Genomic DNA, 19,516 nt, shown 5'->3' with positions numbered 1-19,516 from the left:
TTCGTCACTTTGTTGCGGCATAGTTCCCCATGGATGCCTGGATCGCGCGATCTCTTTCGAGTCGCCGCCGACAACGCCGATTTTCGCCGGCGCGATCCTGTTTGCCTTCACGCTTCTGGAAGCCCTGCTCCTGGTGGGCCTGCTGATCCCGATCCTGGGCGTCATGATCGCCGCCGGCGCGCTGGTGGCCCAGGGCGTGCTGCATCCGCTTGAGGCGATCCTGTGGTGCAGCGCTGGTGCAGTCGTGGGCGACGCCATCTCCTATCTGATGGGCCGAAGCCTTGGCGGCCGCCGCGCTTCCCGTTTTCTGTTCGCCGGCAAGCGCCGCATGCTGGCCCGCGCCAAACTGCTAACCCGTCGCTACGGGGTGTTGGCCATCGCCGCCGCCCGCTATCTGGGCCCGGCGCGCCCGTTCATTCCGATCCTGGCCGGGATGTCGCGCACGCGTGGCTGGAGCTTCCAGATCGCCAACGTGCTGTCCGCGCCGATCTGGGTGATCTCGCTGCTGGCGCCCGGCTATCTGGCCGCGCGCAATCTGGAGCTGCTGCGCACCGACCCCGCCGTGGGCGTCGCCCTGGCGCTGACCCTTGCGGCCTTGATCGCTGGCGCCTGGCTGATGGCGCGCCGGATGAACCGCGCTGTAGCGGTCTAGGCTAGACCGACCGCCAACGCCGCTCGGCCCAGAGGGCCGCGCCGGTCACCACGCTCACCGCCACCCACAAAGACGCCGCGCCGACCGTGACATAAGTAAGGGCGCCGAGCGCTCCGCCGGCCGCCAGCCCGGTCCACAGCAAGACATAGCGCAGCCAGTCCGACGGCTCGCCGCCGACCAGGGCGCCGGCGATGCGCTGGCCGGCCTTCACCAGGGCGCCGGTCATGTAGGTGAGGCCCACGGCGACGTCGCCATTCTTCTGGAACACAGCATTCTCGGCCCCCATGGCCATGGCGACGGCCGTGATCCCCGCCGTGTCGTAGCCCAACCCCAGCAGGGTCGCGCCGGTGGCCAGCAGCACGCCTTCCAGGATCAGTACCGGCGAGCGGCGGTTCTCGCCAAAGCCTCTCGCTGTCAGCGCGCCCAGCACCACACCGGCCACGAACGCGGCGACCAGGGTCAGCACCGTCGCCACCGCCGCCCAGTGCGCCGTCGCCAGACCCACGCCCAGGCGCGTGGAGTTGCCGCTCATGAACGAAACGAAGAAGCCGCCCAGCTTCAGAAAGCCGATCGCGTCGACATAGCCAGCCACGCCCGACAGCGTGACCGCCAGCATCACCTCGCCTCGCCCGTAGGACTTCATCGCCAGACCTCGCGGCAAAAGAAAACGGCCGGATCGTCACCGATCCGGCCGCTCTCAGTCACTCAAAAACGTCAGGCTGAGATCAGCCGACGATTTCGTCTTCGGTGAAGAACTGGGCGATTTCGATGCCCGCGTTCTCCAGGCTGTCGGAGCCGTGGACCGAGTTTTCGCCGATCGACAGGGCGAACTGCTTGCGGATCGTGCCTTCGGCGGCGTTTTCCGGGTTCGTGGCGCCCATGACGTCACGGTACTTCAGCACGGCGTTGTCGCCTTGCAGGACTTGGACGACGACCGGCTCGGCGGTCATCTGGGCGACGAGTTCGCCGTAGAACGGACGCTCGGCGTGGACTTCGTAGAACTTCTTGGCTTGGGCTTCGGTCAGCTTCACGCGACGCTGAGCGACGATGCGCAGGCCGGCGGCCTCGATCACCGCGTTGATGGCGCCGGTCAGGTTACGACGCGTGGCGTCCGGCTTGATGATCGAGAAGGTGCGTTCGGTCACGACAGTGATCTCACAGAAAAGTTGTGAATTGGGAGGTTGCGGGCTTATAGCCGTGCGCCCCGCCCTCGCCAACCCCACCGCGTAAGCTTCACAAAAATGCTGCAGATCAACGACCTGACCTTCAACGCGTGGGGCAGGCGCTTTTTCGACAAGGCCACCGTCAGCCTGCCGCCCGGCGCCAAGGTCGGGCTGATCGGCCGCAATGGCGTTGGCAAGTCCACGCTGTTCAAGCTGATCCTGGGCCAGCTGCACGCCGGCGATGACGAGATCAGCCTGCCCAAGGCCGCGCGGATCGGGTCGGTGGACCAGGAGCACCCGGCCACGCCCGTCTCCCTGCTGGAGACGGTGCTGGAGGCCGATATCGAGCGCCACGCGCTGATGACGCGCCTGGAGACCGCCGATCCCGAGGAGATGGGCGAGATTTGGGCCCGCCTGATCGAGATCGACTCCGACTCCGCCCCGGCCCGCGCCTCGGAAATCCTGGTGGGCCTGGGCTTCACCCAGGAAGACCTGCACCGGCCGATGAGCGAGTTCTCCGGCGGCTGGCGCATGCGCGTCGCCCTGGCCGCGGCCCTGTTCGCCGAACCGGACATGCTGCTGCTAGACGAGCCGACCAACTATCTCGACCTGGAAGGCGCGCTCTGGCTGGAGGCCAGGCTCCAAAAGTATCCGCACACCGCCCTGATCGTCAGCCACGACCGCGAGCTGCTCAACAACAGCTGCACCCACATGCTGCACCTGGCTGGCGGCAAGCTGGAGCTTTACACTGGCGGCTACGACGACTTCGAAAAGCGCCGCGCCGAGAAGGCTCGCCTGCAGCTGTCCGCCAAGGCCAAGCAGGACGCCGAGCGCGCCCACCTGCAGGCCTTCGTGGACCGCTTCAAGGCCAAGGCCTCCAAGGCCGCCCAGGCCCAGTCGCGGATGAAGCGCCTGGCCAAGATGGAGCCGGTGGCCACCACGATCGAGGAGCGCGTCGCGCCCTTCACCCTGCCCTCGCCGCCGCGTCCCCTGCCCCCGCCGCTGATCCGGCTGGAAAAGGCCAGCGTCGGCTATGAGGCTGGCCGGGCGATCCTCAAGAACCTCAACCTTCGGATGGACCTGGACGATCGTATCGGCCTCTTGGGCGTCAACGGCGCGGGCAAGTCGACCTTCGCCAAGATGATCGCCGGGGCGCTGGGCGTGCAGGCCGGCGAATTCCACCGCGACAAGAAGATGAAGGTCGGCTGGTTCCACCAGCACCAGATCGAGGCGATGGATCCCAACGACACCCCGCTGGAGATCATCCGCCGGGCCATGCCGGAAGCCTCGGAAAGCTCGCGCCGCTCGAAACTGGCTCAGTTTGGCCTGGGCTTTGAAAAGCAGGAGACCAAGGTCGAAAGCCTGTCGGGCGGCGAGCGCGCGCGTCTGCTGCTGAACCTGGTGGCGATGGACGCCCCGCACATGCTGATCCTGGACGAGCCGACCAACCACTTGGACATCGACAGCCGCCGGGCCCTGTTGGACGCGCTGAACGACTACATGGGCGCGGTGATCCTGATCACCCACGACCGCTCGCTGATGGAACTGGTGGCCGACCGCCTCTGGCTGGCCGCCGACGGTACGGTCAAGCCCTTCGAGGGCGACATGGACGACTACGCCAAGTTCGTGCTGGAGCGCGCCAAGCAGGCCGTGAAGCCGACCCAGGTCGCGCGCGAGCCCGAGAACGCCGCCACCCCGGCCGCGGCGGCGCCGAAGAAAGCCGCCATCGAACCCCTGCGCCGCAAGGTCGAGGCCGCCGAGCAGGTGATGACACGTTGCACGCGCAACCTGGCCGAGCTGGACGCCCAATTGGCCGATCCGGACCTCTATGTGAAGAACCCGGGCAAGGTGGCCGAACTGACCAAGCGTCGCGACAACGCCAAATCCAAGCTCGACGAGGCCGAAGAAACCTGGATGGCCCTGGCCGAGGAACTGGCCGAGGCGGAGGCTTAAAATCCCCCTTGGAATCGCCTCTCGTTTTTCGAGAGGGTAAACGGCCCTAAACCATGAAGTTTAGTGGTTAAGAGACATCTCGCGTTCATGGTGTGCGACATGACATCGCACCCCGCCCGCAACAACATCGTCGCCAACCCCGAAGGTCTTTCGGCCCAGGTGGTGCTGGAATCGTTCGGCCAATGGGTCAACGACCGGATCGGCGAAGCCATGCGGATCGAGATGGACCTGGCCTTCCGGGACCGTCCGTTCGACATCGAGATCGGCCGCTCGCCCGCACTCGTGGGCTGGGAGCACAAGTTCATTCCGCCGGGCTCGCCCGCGCCGAAGGGCAAGATGTGGACCGTCTACCGCCTTCACGACCAGGAAGGCCGCCCGTCCCACCTGCCGCGCTCGGGCGACTTGGTTGAAGATCTGACACCGCTGCTGGGTGAGCTGGGCTATCTGGGCGTGTTCGACGACGGCGTGGCGATGTTCCCGGGCGTCGGCAAGCGATAGGCTTCGCCCCCCGAGAGCACAGACGGAAACGAGGCCGGCAGAAGCCGGCCTCTTTCGTTTTGGGACGGTTGACGAAAGCTAGGCCTCAGCGCGACGGCTTTAGCGACGCCACATAGGCCGCCACATCGGCGATGTCGGCTCCGCTCATCGGCTTGGTCGGCATGGCGTAGTGGCCAACCTGCGAAATGGTCTCCAGCTCCCAATCCAGCCGATATCCCTGATAGATAACAGCAATCTGCTCGAAGGTCGGCGCGCCCAACTTAGGACTGGCCATGTCGCCCTGCACGGTGTGACAGCTGGCGCATTCGCGCCGGGCGAAAACCAGACCTCGCGCCGGCGAACCGGCTATGGTCTTGCCACCGGCGGAATGTCGCGTGGCCGGACCCGATTGCGCGGCGGCCGCTCCACCCGCCGTCGCGAGCAGCAAGATCAGCGCGCCTCTCAACGTCAAATGTCGCATTGTCGAGACTCCATGCCCAGGAGACCTTGGACCTTGGCTTTCGACGAACCAAGCCAGGACGTCTGCTTAAGGCAAGAGAGGCCCGCCGCTACCCGCACTTCACCTGCTGGACGACGCCTGTGTCGGCGTTGAAGAGGATGTTCAAGCGGTCGGGGCGGTAGTCCATGGTCACCGGACACGTCGTGCAGGCCACGCGCCAGCGCGAAGGGTCGACGGGCGCCGGCAGGCTGGTGCGAGGCTTGCCGACAAAGGCCTGCGCCTCCTTCAGGCCGCACTGGTCGTTCTCTGGTTCGGCGGCCGGCGGCGGCGGCAGGGCGATGGCCGGCGGCGCGGTGGGCGTGCTGGGAGGCGGCGGCGGCGCGGGTTCCGGCGCGCTAGAGCATGACGCCAACGCCAAGGTGAGCGCGACGCCCAGACCCGCCGCGATCCGCTTCATGCCTGTTTCTCCCAACCACGCTCAGCGCCCTGTCGCCAGTACGACACCGGATGGCCCGCCTTCTTGAACACCGACCAACGCCCGCGCGCTTCCGCCAGGGCCAGGTCGTCGCGGCCGTCGAACAGCAGGATGCAGCGAGAAACCCCGGAAAGATCGCCCGGATTCGCTCCATCGATCAGGAAGATCGCGTCGCCGTGGTTGGGGTTACCGTCCTCGCTGGTCAGCAGCACCGGCTGGCGCTCGGCCATCGGCTCGCTGGCCAGGCCATGCGGCAGGAAGCTGTCCTCGCGATACGTCCAGAGTTGCTGGTCCAGCGCCTCGATCCGCTTGGGGTCGCCGCCGCGCACTAGCGCCTTCCAGCCCCTGCCCAGCGTCTTTTCCAGAAGCTCGGGCAGCACCGCCTCGAGCGGGCTGCGCTCAAGGTGATAGAACCAGACCTCACAGGGGTTAGCCGTCATCGAAATTCCCTGTCATCCCGGGCGAGCGTAGCGAAGACCCGGGACCGCGACAAACGCGGCGCTTGGGGCGGTCCCGGCTCGGCGCGCTTTGCGCTGGGCCGGGATGACAGCCTCTTCGGATCAGCCTTCGTAGGCGTCGGCGACCAAGCGGTTCAGCAGCCGCACGCCGAAGCCAGCCGCGCCGTCAGGCACGGTCGGATCGGTCGAGGGCTTCTTCCAGGCCACCGAGGCGATGTCGAGGTGCGCCCACGGCACGCCGTTGACGAACTTCTGCAGGAACAGGCCCGCCGTGATCGAACCGGCCGGGCGGCCGCCGATATTCTTCATGTCGGCGATCGGGCTTTCGATCTGCTTTTCGTAAGACGCTGGCAGCGGCAAGCGCCACAGGCTCTCACGCTCGGCCTTGCCCGCAGCGAGAAGCTTTTCCGACAAACCATCGTTATTGCTGAACAAACCGGCGTAGTCGTGGCCCAGCGAGATGATGATCGCGCCGGTCAGGGTGGCCAGGTCGATCATGAACTGCGGCTTGAAACGCTCTTGCGTGTACCAGAGCGCGTCGGCCAGCACGAGGCGACCTTCGGCGTCGGTGTTGATGACCTCGATCGTCTGGCCCGACATCGAGGTGACCACGTCGCCCGGACGCTGAGCGTTGCCGTCAGGCATGTTCTCCACAAGGCCCAGCACGCCGATAGCGTTGACCTTGGCCTTGCGGCCGGCCAGGGCGTGCATGACGCCGGTCACCGCGGCAGCGCCGCCCATGTCCCACTTCATGTCCTCCATGCCGTCGGCCGGCTTGATGGAGATGCCGCCGGTGTCGAAGCAGACACCCTTGCCGACGAAAGCGATCGGCTGGGCCGACTTATCGGCCGCGCCCATCCACTTCATGATGACCAGCTGGCTTTCGCGGACGCTGCCCTGGCCCACGCCCAGCAGGCTGCCCATGCCGAGCTTGGCCATCTCGGCCTCGCCCAGGATTTCGACCTCCAGGCCAAGGCTTTCCAGGCTCTTGGCGCGGGCGGCGAACTCTTCTGGATGCAGGATATTGGCCGGCTCGGAGACGAGGTCGCGGCTGAACACGATGGCGTCGGCCAGGGCCGACAGCGGCTCATAAGCCTTCTGGGCCTTAACCGGATCGGCGGCGGCGACCTTGACCACCTGGACCGAGGGTTTCTTCTCGGCCTTTTCGGTCGTGCGGTACTTGTCGAAGCGGTAAGCGGCCAGACGCGCGCCGAAGGCGGCGCGGGCGGCGGTCTCGGCATCGGCTCCCAGCTTCAGGACGAGCTCGCTGACGCCCGAGGCCTTCACAGCCTGATAGGCCGACGCGGCGGCGGTCTCGACCGCCTCCGGCTCGACCGCGCCTGATCCGTCGACGCCGACCAGCACGATGCGCGCGGCGTCCAGGCCGTGCGGCGCGACGAGATCCAGTGTCTGCCCCTTGGCGCCAGTGAAGCGACCGCCAGCGATCGCACGCGCTAGGGCGCCGCCCGTGGCCTCGTTGGCCGCCTTGGCTTCCGGCGACAAGGCCGCGCCCTCGTGGGCTAGGACCGCCAGAGCGGCCGTGGCGCCGGCCTGAGTGTCGACGGGAACGAACTCGATACGCATTCCGCGCTCCTGCATTTGGGCGACTTGGCGGGCGGCGCGATCACCGCGCGCGCCCCCTCTTCAACAAGCGGGCATAGTCCAATGCCGCGCCTTAGAAAAGGCTCCGTTCAGCCCCACTCGGAACGGCCAAGTCAGGTCCCTGGTTGTGCCGATACGAAGCCCCCGTGTAGAACGGCGCATCTTCGGGGGTCGTCCCACGAATCCATCCGCCCCGAACCCGTCTTCATGCGCCTCATCGAACGCTATCTCTTCCGCCAGTTGCTGGGTCCGACGCTTCTGGCGACCGCGGCCCTGGTGGCGCTCGCCTTGCTGGCGCGCAGCCTGTCGGAGTTCGATGTCCTGGTGGAGCAGCGCCAGAGCGCGATGGTGTTCCTGAAGATCATCCTGCTGGCCCTACCCCAGCTGCTGGCGATCATGATGCCGCTGGCGCTGTTCGTGGCGGCCCTGGTGGCGCTGAACCGGCTGCACACCGAGCAGGAAATCGTCGTCTGTTTCGCCGGCGGCATGAGTCGCTGGGCCGTGATCTCGCCCGCCATTCGCCTGGCTGTCCTAGCCGCCCTGATCTCGCTGATCTCGGGCCTATGGCTGCAGCCCTGGAGCGCGCGGCAAATCCGCGAGACGGCCTTCGAGATCAAGACCGATGTCGCCTCGACTCTGGTGCAGCCCGGTCAGTTCACCGAGCCCGGTCCGGGCCTGACGGTCTATGCGCAGTCGATCAACCGCGACAACAAGATCCAGAACCTGTTCATCCACCAGGAAATGCCCAACGGCGGGGCGTCGACCTATTCGTCGCGCGAAGCCGAGATCGCCACCCGCAAAGGCCAGCCGGTTCTGATCATGCGCTACGGGTCAAACCAGCAATTCTCGCGTCAGGGCGTGCTGCAGTACACCTCGTTCGACGAATACACCTTCGACCTGTCCAGCCTGTTCCGCAGCGACGAGCTTCTGCACTACAAGATCGCCGACCGCTATCCGCACGAGCTGTTCTTCCCCGACCTCACCCAGGACTGGGAGAAGCAGAACAGGGAAAAGATGCTGGCCGAGGGACATTCGCGCTTCGCCGGCCCGCTCTACAATCTGGCCCTGATGGCCATGGCCCTGGCGGCTGTGATCGGCGGGCCCTTCAGCCGCATGGGCTATGGCAAGCGGATCGCCGCCGTTGGCGCGGCCGCTGGCATCGTGCGGATCATCGGCTTCGGCGTGCAGGCGGCCTGCGCCGACAGTCCGGAACTCAACGTCCTGCAGTATCTGGTGCCGCTGATAGCGATGGGCTGGGGTTTCTCACAGGTTTTCCGTCAGAAGGTCTCGCGCCGCCGGGCGACCAAGCGGGCCCGCACCGCGCCGGCCTGGACGGGAACGGCCGGATGATCACCATGGGCATGCTCGAACGCTACGTCCTAAAGCGCACGATGAGCGCCCTTGTCGCCGCCCTGGCCGTGCTGGGGGCGATGGTGATGCTGATCGCGTTTGTCGATATCGCGCGCAATGTCGGCACGCGTGCGGACGCGACCTTCTTCCAACTCCTGTACCTGACCGTGCTGCAAGCGCCGGCGACCATCCTGGTTCTGGCGCCGTTCGTCTTTCTGTTCGGCACCATGTGGGCCTTCGTCGAGCTCAATCGGCGCAGCGAGCTGATCGCCATGCGCGCGGCCGGGGTCTCGGCCTGGCGCTTCATCATGCCGGCGGCGATCGCCTCATTCGTGATCGGCCTTTTGACCATCACCCTGCTCAACCCGCTGACCACGGCGATGACCGCGCGTTTCGAGACCGAGCGCGATCACCTGATGAACGGCTATCTGAATGATGCGCCCAAGGGCACGTGGCTGCGCCAGGGCGACGACAAGACCCAGATCGTCATCCGGGCGCGCGGTCGCGATCTGATCGACGGCTCGGTGCGGCTGCGCGGGGTGTCGCTGTTCGTCTACACGCTCAACAACAAGGGCGTGATGGACTTCACGCGCCGGATCGAGGCCAATGAGGCCAGGCTCGAACCAGGGTTCTGGCGCCTGACCGGGGTACGCGAGGCGACCCCAGGCGCCGGCGCCATCCGCTCAGACAGCTTGTCCATCCCCTCGAACCTCGACGACCGCACCGCGTCCGAGAGCTTCAACACGCCCCAGGCCGTGGCGCTGTGGCGGCTGCCAGCCACCATCACGCGCGCCGAGGATGCGGGATTCTCGGCCGCGCCGTTCAAGCTGCGCCTGCAGCAGGACCTGGCCACGCCCCTCCTTTTCTCGGCGATGTCGGTGCTGGCGGCGGCGTTCTCGCTGCGCCTGATGCGCCTGGGCGGCCTGGCGGCGCTCGCCGGATCTGGCGTGGCTCTAGGCTTTGGGTTCTTTTTCTTCAATGAGCTATGCAGCACCTTGGGAGAGGCAGACGTTCTGGCCCCGCCCATAGCCGCCTGGACGCCGCCGATCGTGGCGCTTTTGGCGGGCTTCACTTTGCTTTGCTATACCGAGGATGGGTGAGTCATTGCTTCCAAGGTCATTCATGCCTGAACAGCGTCCCAGCACGCCGTCCGTCGGCCGCGTCCTGCTCCTCAGCGGCGGCGCCTGGTTGGCGCTCGCCTGCACGGGCGCGGCTCAAGCCCAGACCAGCCTGGCGTCCGTCCCAAAGGCCCCGACCGTCGCCGCCCCGCCGTCGGACGGCCTTGGCGATGGCGGCTACTATCTAGAAGCCGACCTGCTGATCCGCGACGACCAGGCGCAGAAGATGACCGCGCGCGGCGGGGTCGAAGCGCGCTACCAGGGCCGCACCCTGCGCGCCGATGAAGTGATCTACGACACCAAGACCGGCACGGTCGTGGCCAACGGCAACGTCCAGCTGATCAACACCGACGGCACCGCCGAATTCGCCGACCACTTAGAGGTCGACGAGAACATGAAGGCCGGCTTCGCCCGGAACTTCTCGGCCCGCCTGGGCCAGAACGTGAAGGTCGCCGCCGCGACGGCGGTGCGACGCAACGCCAATATCCAGGAACTGAACAGCGCCATCTACACCCCCTGCGAGGTGTGCGCCGAGAAGCCGACGCCGACCTGGTCGGTCCAGGCCGACCAAATCGTCCAGGACAAGAAGCGGCAGCTCGTCTACTACAAGCACGCGGTCATCCGGGTCTGGGGCGCGCCGCTCCTGTACATGCCGCTGTTCTGGCACCCCGATCCGCAGGCCAAGCGCAGCTCGGGCTTCCTGGCCCCCAAGATCACGCCCTATTCCAGGAGCCGGGGCGCCTCGTACGAGCAGCCCTATCTCTACATCATCTCGCCGTCTTCGGATGTCGTGGTCACGCCGCAGATCAATAGCAATGTGAACCCGTTTCTGAACGTGCACTACCGCAAGCGCTTCTACTCGGGGATGCTCGAGGCGCGCGGCGGCTTCACCTACGATAAAGACTTTGACAATCGGGGCGACCGGTTCGGCAAGGCCACCGCCCTCAGCTACATCCTGGCAAACGGCAAGTTCGACATCGACGAGAAGTGGAAGTGGGGCTTCTCGGCCGAACGAGCCTCGGACGCCCTGATCTTCGACCGGTACAAGATCAACGACGTCTATCAACAGCGCGGCCTGTTCACGAGCGACGACCACCGTCTGGTGTCGCAGCTCTACGCCACGCGCCAGGCCCAACGCTCTTGGTTCTCGGTCTCGGCGGTCTCGGTCCAGGGCCTGCGGGTCGTGGGCACCAGCGCCACCGGCACGGCCAACGCCTTCGAGAACAGCGGGGCCTTCCCGCTGATCGGCCCGCTGGTCGAGACCCGCTGGGAGCCTGACTCGCCGATCCTGGGCGGTCGCCTGCGCCTGCAGGGCACCGGCGTGATGCTGAACCGGTCGGAGTCGCAATACGGCGAGGCCCCTTACTACCTCGGGGCGTACAAGGGCCAGGACGGCGTCGACTCCAGCCGCGCCAGCGTCAAGGCCGACTGGCGGACCAGCAAGATCGTCGGCAACGGCCTCAAGGTCTCGCCGTTCGCCCAGGCCCGCGCCGACGCCTATTCCATCAAGACCTATGTCAGCGCTGCGGCCGCCGCGCTGGGCGATGACGACAAGCAGACCTACACTCGCTCGCTGGGCGTTGCCGGTGTCGATTTCAGCCTGCCACTGTACAAGGCCCTATCCAACGGCGGAAGCATCGTGCTGGAGCCCCTGGCTCAAGTCGCCGCCGGCTCGGAAAGCTCACGCGTGCCGGTGGTCGTCGCCCGCGACGGGACGACGCGCTACCTCTACAATGAAGATAGCGCGACGCTGGAGTTCGACGAGACCAACCTGTTCCAGGCCAACAAGTCGCCCGGCTTCGATCTCTACGAGGGCGGCCAGCGCCTGAACGTTGGCGGTCGGGCCACCTACGCCCTGCCTAACGGCCGCGGCGGCAGCATCCTGGTGGGCCGCAGCTTCCGCACCAAGTTTGACCCGCTCATGCCAGCCCGCACCGGTCTGCAAAGCAAGTCGTCGGACTGGATCGTGTCGGCGACAGTCACGCCCATCCGGGGGATCTCCGCCTTCGCGCGCACGCGCCTCGACTCCGAGACGCGGGAGATCCATCGCATCGAGACGGGGATCGACGCCTACAGCCAGCGCGGCTCGGCTACGGTCCGCTATCTGAAGGACGAGCTGGACACCAACGGCAACCAACAAGAAAACTTCGAGGCCCGCGGCGAACTGAAGCTGACCAAGCAATGGTCGGTCACGGCGTTCGGGCAACGGGACATGGTGGCCGACGTCTGGCGTCGCCGCGACCTGGGCGTGGCCTATACGGACGACTGCATCCGCGTCGACGTGATCTATCAACAGGAAGACCGTTACGCCTCGACCGCGACCGGTCTTCGGCTGCAGCCTGACCGAACGATCGTCTTCCGCCTAACGCTCGCCACATTGGGTGATACAGGGTACAGCTCGAACTAAGTAACCGCGCTTGGGGGGCGTGCGGGTCTGGCCCGCATGCCTACTGGCGCGTCTCTGGGGCGACGGCCGAAAGGATAAAACGCCAGCTTCGGCGAACGTCGCCTTCGAAACCATGATAACCGACCGCGCTCCCTCAGGGGGCTGCTGGGCCTAGAGGAACGACACTATCCATGCGGTCTGCGCGTAGCGTGACGACTTTCGCGGCCGGCGCCGCGTCCATTCTGGCCCTGACGGCGGCGAGCTTCGCCCCGCCGGCCCTGGCCCAGGACCAAGCCGGCGCGCCGCCGCAGGTGGAGGCTCCGGCCGCCGCCCCGCAGGCCGCCGCCCCCGCTCCGCTGTCGGAAAGCGTCGCCGCCGTCGTCAACGACGACATCATCTCTAGCTATGACCTGATGCAGCGCATGCGCCTGCTGATGGCGACCTCCGGCATGCAGCCGACGCAGGAGAACCTGCCGCAAATTCAGCAGGAAGCGCTGCGCTCGCTGATCGACGAGCGCCTGCAGATGCAGGAGCTACGCCGCGTCGAGAAGCAGCAGAAGATCACGATCATCTCGACCGACAAGGAAGTCGACGAGCAGGTGGCCGATATCGCCCAGGCCAACAAGATGACCGCCGACCAGCTGATTCAGTCGTTGGTCCAGCAGGGCATCGGCCTGGACACCTGGCGCGCCCAGCTGCGCGCCGACTCCAGCTGGCAGTCCTGGATCCAGGGCCGTTATGGCTCGCGCCTGCGGATCGGCGAGGACCAGATCAAGGCCTATCAGCGCCGTCTCGCCGAATCCGCGGCCAAACCGCAGTACCAAATCAGCGAAGTCTTCCTGGACGCCGGCCGTGTCGGCGGAATGGAAGTCGCCGTGAACGGCGCCGCCCAACTGATCACCCAGATGCAGCAAGGCGCGCCCTTCGCCGCCGTGGCTCGCCAGTTCTCCGGCTCGGCCACCGCCGCCAACGGCGGCGACGTGGGCTGGGTCAACCAGGGCGAGATGCCGGCGGAGGTCGACGAGGCGCTGGAACAATTGCGCCCTGGCCAGCTGTCGCGCCCGATCCAGGTCAAGGACGGCGTCTACATCATCTATCTGCGCGAGAAGCGCGCGGGCTCCAAGACCGCGATCGTCGATCTGAAGCAGGTCGCCGCGCCCCTGGCCGCCGACGCCACCGACGCCCAGGTCGCCGCCGCCACCAAGCTGCTGACGGACCTCAAGCCCAAGATCACCAGCTGCCAGACCCTGGAGACCGCCGCAGGCAAGGTCGACGGCCTGGTCGCCGGCGACCTCGGTGAGGCCGAGATCACCGATCTGGCCCCTGCTTTCCAAGAGGCGGCCAACAAGCTGGACGTCGGGCAGATCTCCGATCCAATCCGCACCGACGCGGGTCTTCACCTGATCGCCGTCTGTGGCAAGCGTCAGGGCGGGGCTAACGCGCCCACCCACGACCAGATCGAAAACCGCCTGCGCGGCCAACAGCTGGCGCTGATCGCCAAGCGTTATCTGCGCGACCTGCGTAATCAGGCGACCATCGAAAACCGGTGACGACGCGCCCCCTCGCTCTCAGCGCCGGCGATCCGGCCGGCGTCGGCGGCGAGATCATCGCCAAGGCCTGGCGCGCCCTTCGTGACAACGGTCCGCCCTTCGTCGTGATCGGCGACGCCCAGCTGCTGGCCTCGGCCGGCGGCGGGGTCAAGGTCCGCACCATCACCCGGCCGCGCGAGGCGCAGGAGGTCTTCTCGGAGGCGCTGCCGGTCATAGACATCCCCCTGCTTTCCCCCGTCGTGGCGGGCCAGCCCTCCCCGGCCTATGCGCCGCAGGTGATCCGCTGGATCGAGACGGGCGTGGGCCTGGCGTTGTCGGGCGAGGTTTCCGGCCTGGTCACCGCGCCGATCGCCAAGGCGCCGCTCTACGACGCCGGTTTCAAGTTCCCGGGTCACACCGAATTCCTGGCCGAGCTGACCGCTGCGGAGCGCTTCGAGGGGCCCCGGGGCCCGGTGATGATGCTGGCGGCAGGCGACCTGCGCACGACGCTCGCCACGATCCACACCCCGATCGCCAAGGTTCCTGGCGCCTTGACCCTGGAAGGGATCGTCAACACGGGCCTTGTCACCGCCAACGCCCTGCGTCGCGACTTCGGCATAGCCGCGCCTCGGCTCGCGATCGCGGGCCTCAATCCTCACGCCGGCGAAGGCGGGGCGATCGGGCGCGAAGAGATCGAGATCATCGGCCCAGCCGTTCAGGCGCTGCGCGACCGGGGCGTTGACGCTCAGGGCCCCTCGCCGGCCGATACCCTGTTCCATGCCGAGGCCCGCGCCCGCTACGACGGGGTGCTGTGCATGTATCACGACCAGGCCCTGATCCCGGTGAAGATGCTGGACTTCTGGGGCGGGGTGAACGTCACCCTGGGCCTGCCGATCGTGCGCACCTCGCCCGACCATGGCACGGGCTTCGACATCGCTGGACGCGGGATCGCCCGTCCCGATAGCCTGATCGCCGCCATCAAGCTGGCGTCCGAGATCGCAGCCCGCCGCGAGGCCTAGAGCATGATAGCCGAAAGTGGCTGCCGGTTTCGGCGGCCATCATGCTCTAACTTTCTGAAAGGAGCCTGTTTATCCAACGGATAAACAGGTGGGAGAACCAAAGATGAGCTTGGCCGATCTGCCGCCCCTGCGCGAGGCTTTGGAGCGCCACGACCTGATGGCGCGCAAGAGCTTTGGCCAGCACTTCCTTCTGGACCTGAACGTCACGCGGAAGATCGCGCGCCTAGCCCAGGTCGGCGAAGGCGACACCGTGGTCGAGGTCGGCCCCGGTCCCGGCGGCCTGACCCGCGCCCTGCTCGAGACCGGCGCCCGCGTCGTGGCGATCGAGAAGGACAGCCGCTTCCTGCCGCTGCTATCCGAGGTCGCCGACGCAGCCGCAGGGCGCCTGGAGCTGGTTGAAGGCGACGCCCTGAAGGTCGACGCGGCTCAGGCCGCCGGCGGTCCGGCGCATGTGGTCTCCAACCTCCCCTACAATGTCGGCACCCAGCTGCTGATCAACTGGCTGACGGGCCCGTTCCGCCCCCTGTCGATGACCCTGATGTTCCAGAAGGAGGTCGCCGACCGCATTGTCGCCCAGCCGGACGATGACGCCTACGGACGCCTGGCGGTGATCGCCCAGACCCTGTGCGAGGCGAAAACAGTCATGGACCTGCCCGCCAAGGCCTTCACCCCACCGCCGAAGGTCGCCTCCGCGGTCGTTCGTCTGGTCCCGCGTCCCGCCCCGCCGTCCGCCGATCTGGTGGCCGCTCTGGAGCGCGTCACCGCCGCCGCCTTCGGCCAGCGCCGCAAGATGCTGCGCTCGAGCCTCAAGGCCCTGGGCGGGGGCGAACTGTGCGAGAAGGCCGGGATCAGCCCGGACGCCCGCGCCGAGGTCATCGACCTGGCCGGCTTCCTGGCCTTGGCGAAGGCTACCCTCGCCTAGAGCGTGACGCCGAAAGTGGGAACCGGTTTCGGCGTCACGCTCTAAGTGTTTGATTTAGAGCCTTGCGCGTCAAAACGATTCCGTTTTGACGCGCAAGGCTCTAGGACGGCGCGCAGGCTGCTGCGCCCCGTATAACGGGTAGGCGTCGTCAAAGCCTATTGACGGTGGAGCCGCCGGTCTCCAGCTTGCGCCCGGGGATCAGTGGGGCGAACGTGGCCAAAAAACGTGCGTTGAAGGCGCCTTCGACGGTCGCGCGAAGGCTTTTGCTCATGGCGCTGACGCTGGCCGCGCCGGCTATCCTGCTCATGGGCCTGCTGGTCGCCACCCAGTACGCGGAAGGCCAACGCCGGTTCGCCACTCAGCTGACCGCCATGACCCGAGCGTTGTCACTGGCGACCGATCGCCAGATCGGCCAGGGCCAGAGTGTACTGCAGGGTTTGGCCGTGTCGACGGCCCTCGCCGAAGGCGACCTCAAGACCTTTGAACGCCAGGCCAGAGAAGCCGCCGAGGGGCGCGACGGCTGGATCGTGCTGATGACTCCCGACCTTCAGCTGATCAACACTCGGATTCCGCCCGGCCAACCGACGCCCGTGGCCCCGATCACGCCCCACTCTTGGCAGGAAATGACCACGGGCAAGTCGAACGTCAGCAACCTCATCCACAGGTCCGGCAAACCGCCTATCGTGGGGGTCAACATGCCGGTGCTGGTCGATGGAAAGGTGATGGTGCTGGGTTATATGCAGCCCCCCGCCGCGTTCCACGCGCTGATGACCGCCCAGGGCTTTCCGAGCACGTGGACAGCCAGTATCGTCGACCGCAACGCCGCGCTGGTGGCGCGTTCGCGCGACCAGGAGAGGATGCTGGGCCGGCTCGCGAGCGCGGAGATGCGCCAGGCCATGGCCCGCGCCAACGACGGCGTCGTCCGCGCGTACACGCTGGATGGCGTGCCGACCGTTTCGGCTTTCAGCCGCTCATCGACCTATGGCTGGACCTTCATCGTCGGAGTGCCCCGCGACGAGATCGCTCGCGCCGTCCTCGGGTCTCTGGGGCCCGCCCTGGTCGGCTCGGTCTTGATGATCGCCTTGGCGGTGGCCGCCGCCCTCGGCTATGCGCGCCCCATCTCGCGGGACGTCCGCGCCTTGGTCGGCGAGGCCGAGGCGCTTGCGGCCGGCGCGCCACTCGATCCCGCCCCGTCTCATCTGGTGGAAATCGCCGAGGTGCGCCGCTCGCTTCGGGCCGCCGCCCACGTGCTGCGCCAGCGCGAGGCCGAGGCGAACCAGGCGGCCGAACGCCAGCAATTGATGATCAACGAGCTGAACCATCGGGTGAAGAACACCCTGGTCGTCGTGCAGTCCCTAGCCCGGCACAGCCTGCGAGACGGCGGACCACATGGCCTGCGCCAGTTCAACGATCGCATCCACGCCCTGGCCAGCGCCCACGATCTCCTGACCCGCCGCAGCTGGGAGGGCGCGGACCTTGGCGAGATCCTAGCCGAGACGCTTGAGCCCTACGCCGCCCAGGTGACGCTGGAGGGACCGCCGCTGCCGCTATCGCCCAATGGAGCGGTGGCCCTGGCGATGATTTTCCATGAACTGGCCACCAACGCCTCGAAGTACGGCGCTCTCTCCCGCGAAGCTGGCCGCGTGACCATTGCCTGGCGGCGCGAGGGCCGAACCCGGGCCATCATTCGCTGGGAAGAGGACGGCGGACCGACGGTCAGTCCGCCCCAGCGCAAGGGCTTCGGCTCGCGGCTGGTCGCCGCCAGTCTCAAAGGAGAACTGGCCGGGTCGGCGACCTTCGACTACGCGCCCGAGGGGCTCACCTGCGTTCTGACCATCCTCGCCACGACGCGGGCCTGAGCCAGGGAAGACCGATCGTCGCAGCGCCGCGTTGTCGCCTTGGCCCGGCCATGGAGCGCCTGCATAGAGAACCATCGTCCTAGGGGAGGTCCCGCGTGAGCCTGTCATTTCTGATCGGAGCCATCCTGGGCTCGGGCCTGTTCATCGCCCTGGGCCGCGCGCCCGCCGAGAAGCTGATCGCGATCGTTCAGGAGCGCATGCGCGGGAACTAACGGCGCCGTTGGGCCTTTTTTGGACAAGGTCGCGCAGGGCGGCCACCCAAGGAGTCCCCCCGATGTCCATTCTCGCCTGGCTACTTCTCGGCCTGATCGCCGGCTTCATCGCCAGCAAGATCGTCAACCGCTCCGGCAACGGCCTGTTGCTGGATATCGTGCTCGGCGTCGTCGGCGCGTTCGTCGGCGGCTGGCTGTTCAACCAGTTCGGCAACAGCGGCGTGTCCGGCTTCAACCTCTACAGCCTGCTGGTCGCCACGATCGGCGCGATCGTCGTGCTGGCGATCTACCACCTGGTCTTCAGCCGCCGCGCCCTGTAGCGCGCGGCCCCGGCGGCGGGTCCTCAAGCGGCCCGCCACTGGAATTTAGACTTCTTCCTTGAGCAGATCGCCCACCAGGTTACCGATCCAGGGGTTACGCGACCGCCTCAGACGTTCGGCGTGGTAAATGTGGGCAAGGTCCGCATAGGCGCGGTCGAAGTCGTCGTTCAGGATCACGTAGTCGAACAGCTCCCAGGCCGCGACCTCGTCCTTGGCCCGCGACAGGCGACGGTGGATGACTTCCTCGCTGTCCTGGCTGCGCGTGTGCAGGCGACGGCTCATCTCGGCCAGGGACGGCGGCAGGATGTAGACAAGGACGCTATCCTCCTTCGCCTGGGCGTGCACCTTCATCGCGCCCTGAAAGTCGATGTCGAACAGCGCGCTCTCGCCCCGCTCCAAGGCCTGCATGATCGGCGGCTTGGGGCTGCCGTAGAAGTTCCCGTAGACCTCGGCCCACTCCAGGAACGCGTCCTGGTCGATCATCTCCTTGAACCGCTCGCGCGTGACGAAATGATAGTCGCGGCCATCGTGCTCGCCCGGACGCGGATCACGGGTCGTGGCGCTGATCGACAGGTGCAGGTCGCTATGGTCGGAGACCAGGCGGCGCGTCAGCGAGGTCTTGCCGACGCCCGAGGGCGCGACGACCATCAGGAGCAGGCCGCGCGTGGGATGATGGGGTTTATTCAACGTTCTGGACCTGCTCGCGGAACTGCTCGATCACGGCCTTGAGCTCCAGACCGATCGCGGTCAGAGCGGTCAGGGCCGACTTCGAGCAGAGGGTATTGGATTCTCGCATGAATTCCTGGGAGAGAAAGTCGAGCCGACGGCCCGACGCCCCCTCGCCCGCCAGCAGGCCGCGCGCGGCGGCGACATGGCTGGCCAGACGGTCCAGTTCCTCGCGCACATCGGCCTTCACGGCCTGGGCGGCGGCTTCCTGGACGATGCGCTCCTCGCTGGCGCTTTCGCCGATCAGTTCGGCCATCCGGCGAGCAAAGCGCTCCTTCAGCACCGAAGGCTGACCGGCGGCCTCGGTCTCGGCTTGGCGGTTCAGATCCTCGATCCGGTCGACCAGGCCATGCAGCACCGGCGAGAGAGCCGCGCCCTCCTCCAAGCGCGCCGTCTTCAGGCCGTCCAGCGCCTGAGCGATCGAGGCGGCCATGGCGGCCTCGACGGCGGCGCGGGTCTCGGCGTCGTCCTCGTCCTCGCGGGCCTCGATGACGCCCTTCAGCGCCAGCAGGCCGTCCAGCGAAGGCTTAGCGACCATGCCGGTGGCGACATAGGGCCCGCCGGCGGTCAGGTAGCGCTCCAGAACCTGGATGTTGACCTTGGTCTCGCCACCGCTCTCGGCGCGCTTGGCCTGGACGCCGACGGTCAGCTGGCCGCGCTGGAAGCGCGCTTGGGCGCCGTCGCGGGCGGCGCGCTCAAGCCCCTCGAAGCCCGGCGGGCCGCGAAAGCGGGTCTCGAGATTGCGGCCGTTGACGCTGCGCGCCTCCACGGACCAGGACCAGGCGCCGTGCGCGCCCTCGACCCGGGAAAAGCCGGTCATTCCAGACAGTGGCAT

20 protein-coding genes are annotated in these 19,516 nt (G+C 67.0%); 12 read left to right on the top strand and 8 right to left on the bottom strand.

Annotation, left to right across the window (positions count from 1 at the left end; genetic code table 11):
• The coding region (locus tag CSW59_RS09315; RefSeq protein WP_369825760.1) for a DedA family protein at positions 1–652 on the top strand (652 nt) is incomplete at its 5' end.
• Position 653: 1 nt separating this feature from the next.
• On the opposite strand, the gene CSW59_RS09310 is transcribed toward CSW59_RS09315, so the two are convergent.
• A complete protein-coding gene (locus tag CSW59_RS09310) occupies positions 654–1,244 on the bottom strand; it encodes a YoaK family protein (protein ID WP_236632192.1) in 591 nt (196 codons plus the stop codon).
• Here CSW59_RS09310 and CSW59_RS21325 point away from each other — a divergent pair.
• Complete coding sequence (locus CSW59_RS21325; RefSeq protein ID WP_236632191.1) at positions 1,137–1,403, top strand: hypothetical protein; 267 nt, start codon at positions 1,137–1,139, stop codon at positions 1,401–1,403. The two genes, CSW59_RS09310 and CSW59_RS21325, sit on opposite strands and share 108 nt — an antisense overlap.
• On the opposite strand, the gene ndk is transcribed toward CSW59_RS21325, so the two are convergent.
• Complete coding sequence (gene ndk, locus CSW59_RS09305; protein WP_099443776.1) at positions 1,378–1,797, bottom strand: nucleoside-diphosphate kinase; 420 nt, start codon at positions 1,795–1,797, stop codon at positions 1,378–1,380. The two genes, CSW59_RS21325 and ndk, sit on opposite strands and share 26 nt — an antisense overlap.
• A 96-nt stretch (positions 1,798–1,893) precedes the next feature.
• Here ndk and CSW59_RS09300 point away from each other — a divergent pair, with 96 nt between their 5' ends.
• A complete protein-coding gene (locus CSW59_RS09300; RefSeq protein ID WP_099443775.1) occupies positions 1,894–3,768 on the top strand; it encodes an ABC-F family ATP-binding cassette domain-containing protein in 1,875 nt (624 codons plus the stop codon).
• 99 nt (positions 3,769–3,867) lie between these two features.
• Positions 3,868–4,266 (top strand): hypothetical protein, encoded by a 399-nt coding sequence (locus tag CSW59_RS09295; RefSeq protein ID WP_099443788.1) that lies wholly within the window; start codon positions 3,868–3,870, stop codon positions 4,264–4,266.
• 85 nt (positions 4,267–4,351) lie between these two features.
• Here CSW59_RS09295 and CSW59_RS09290 read toward each other — a convergent pair whose 3' ends face one another.
• From CSW59_RS09290 to CSW59_RS09275, 4 genes are all read right to left on the bottom strand, one after another.
• Positions 4,352–4,693 carry a cytochrome c gene (locus CSW59_RS09290; protein WP_161495033.1) on the bottom strand — a complete coding sequence of 114 codons (342 nt, stop codon included), beginning with the start codon at positions 4,691–4,693 and terminating at the stop codon, positions 4,352–4,354.
• Positions 4,694–4,814: 121 nt separating this feature from the next.
• A complete protein-coding gene (locus tag CSW59_RS09285) occupies positions 4,815–5,162 on the bottom strand; it encodes a peptidase inhibitor I78 (RefSeq protein WP_099443773.1) in 348 nt (115 codons plus the stop codon).
• Positions 5,159–5,620, bottom strand: coding sequence for a DNA polymerase III subunit chi (locus tag CSW59_RS09280; protein ID WP_099443772.1), 462 nt, complete (start codon positions 5,618–5,620; stop codon positions 5,159–5,161). Before CSW59_RS09280 ends, CSW59_RS09285 begins: the two co-directional genes overlap by 4 nt.
• A 120-nt stretch (positions 5,621–5,740) precedes the next feature.
• Positions 5,741–7,222 carry a leucyl aminopeptidase gene (locus CSW59_RS09275; RefSeq protein ID WP_099443771.1) on the bottom strand — a complete coding sequence of 494 codons (1,482 nt, stop codon included), beginning with the start codon at positions 7,220–7,222 and terminating at the stop codon, positions 5,741–5,743.
• Positions 7,223–7,447: 225 nt separating this feature from the next.
• On the opposite strand from CSW59_RS09275, the gene lptF reads away from it, so the two are divergent.
• The 8 genes from lptF (at position 7,448) to CSW59_RS09235 (ending at position 17,955) form a co-directional block, all read left to right on the top strand.
• Positions 7,448–8,590, top strand: coding sequence for an LPS export ABC transporter permease LptF (lptF, locus tag CSW59_RS09270; RefSeq protein WP_099443770.1), 1,143 nt, complete (start codon positions 7,448–7,450; stop codon positions 8,588–8,590).
• Complete coding sequence (gene lptG / locus CSW59_RS09265) at positions 8,587–9,690, top strand: LPS export ABC transporter permease LptG (RefSeq protein ID WP_099443769.1); 1,104 nt, start codon at positions 8,587–8,589, stop codon at positions 9,688–9,690. The genes lptF and lptG overlap by 4 nt, the downstream gene beginning before the upstream one ends.
• Complete coding sequence (locus tag CSW59_RS09260) at positions 9,683–12,115, top strand: LPS-assembly protein LptD (protein ID WP_099443768.1); 2,433 nt, start codon at positions 9,683–9,685, stop codon at positions 12,113–12,115. Before lptG ends, CSW59_RS09260 begins: the two co-directional genes overlap by 8 nt.
• A 170-nt stretch (positions 12,116–12,285) precedes the next feature.
• Positions 12,286–13,644 carry a peptidylprolyl isomerase gene (locus CSW59_RS09255; RefSeq protein ID WP_099443767.1) on the top strand — a complete coding sequence of 453 codons (1,359 nt, stop codon included), beginning with the start codon at positions 12,286–12,288 and terminating at the stop codon, positions 13,642–13,644.
• A complete protein-coding gene (gene pdxA, locus CSW59_RS09250; protein ID WP_099443766.1) occupies positions 13,641–14,642 on the top strand; it encodes a 4-hydroxythreonine-4-phosphate dehydrogenase PdxA in 1,002 nt (333 codons plus the stop codon). The genes CSW59_RS09255 and pdxA overlap by 4 nt, the downstream gene beginning before the upstream one ends.
• 103 nt (positions 14,643–14,745) lie before the next feature.
• Positions 14,746–15,564, top strand: a complete 819-nt coding sequence (gene rsmA / locus CSW59_RS09245; protein WP_099443765.1) for a 16S rRNA (adenine(1518)-N(6)/adenine(1519)-N(6))-dimethyltransferase RsmA — start codon at positions 14,746–14,748, stop codon at positions 15,562–15,564.
• Between the two features lie 269 nt (positions 15,565–15,833).
• The gene (locus tag CSW59_RS09240) at positions 15,834–17,423 is read left to right on the top strand and encodes a sensor histidine kinase (protein WP_099443764.1); all 1,590 of its coding nucleotides are present in this window, start codon (positions 15,834–15,836) and stop codon (positions 17,421–17,423) included.
• Between the two features lie 274 nt (positions 17,424–17,697).
• Positions 17,698–17,955 carry a GlsB/YeaQ/YmgE family stress response membrane protein gene (locus CSW59_RS09235; RefSeq protein WP_099443763.1) on the top strand — a complete coding sequence of 86 codons (258 nt, stop codon included), beginning with the start codon at positions 17,698–17,700 and terminating at the stop codon, positions 17,953–17,955.
• Positions 17,956–18,000: 45 nt separating this feature from the next.
• Here the strand turns inward: CSW59_RS09235 and gmk are convergent, their stop codons facing one another.
• Positions 18,001–18,642, bottom strand: coding sequence for a guanylate kinase (gene gmk, locus CSW59_RS09230; protein WP_099443762.1), 642 nt, complete (start codon positions 18,640–18,642; stop codon positions 18,001–18,003).
• Entirely contained in the window at positions 18,635–19,516 is an 882-nt protein-coding gene (locus CSW59_RS09225) for a YicC/YloC family endoribonuclease (protein ID WP_099443761.1), read from the bottom strand. Before CSW59_RS09225 ends, gmk begins: the two co-directional genes overlap by 8 nt.

The organism is Caulobacter sp. BP25, from assembly GCF_002737755.1.
GTDB lineage: Bacteria > Pseudomonadota > Alphaproteobacteria > Caulobacterales > Caulobacteraceae > Caulobacter.
The sequence above is the reverse complement of the archived record's forward strand: the minus strand, read 5'-3'. Positions and strand labels throughout refer to the sequence as shown.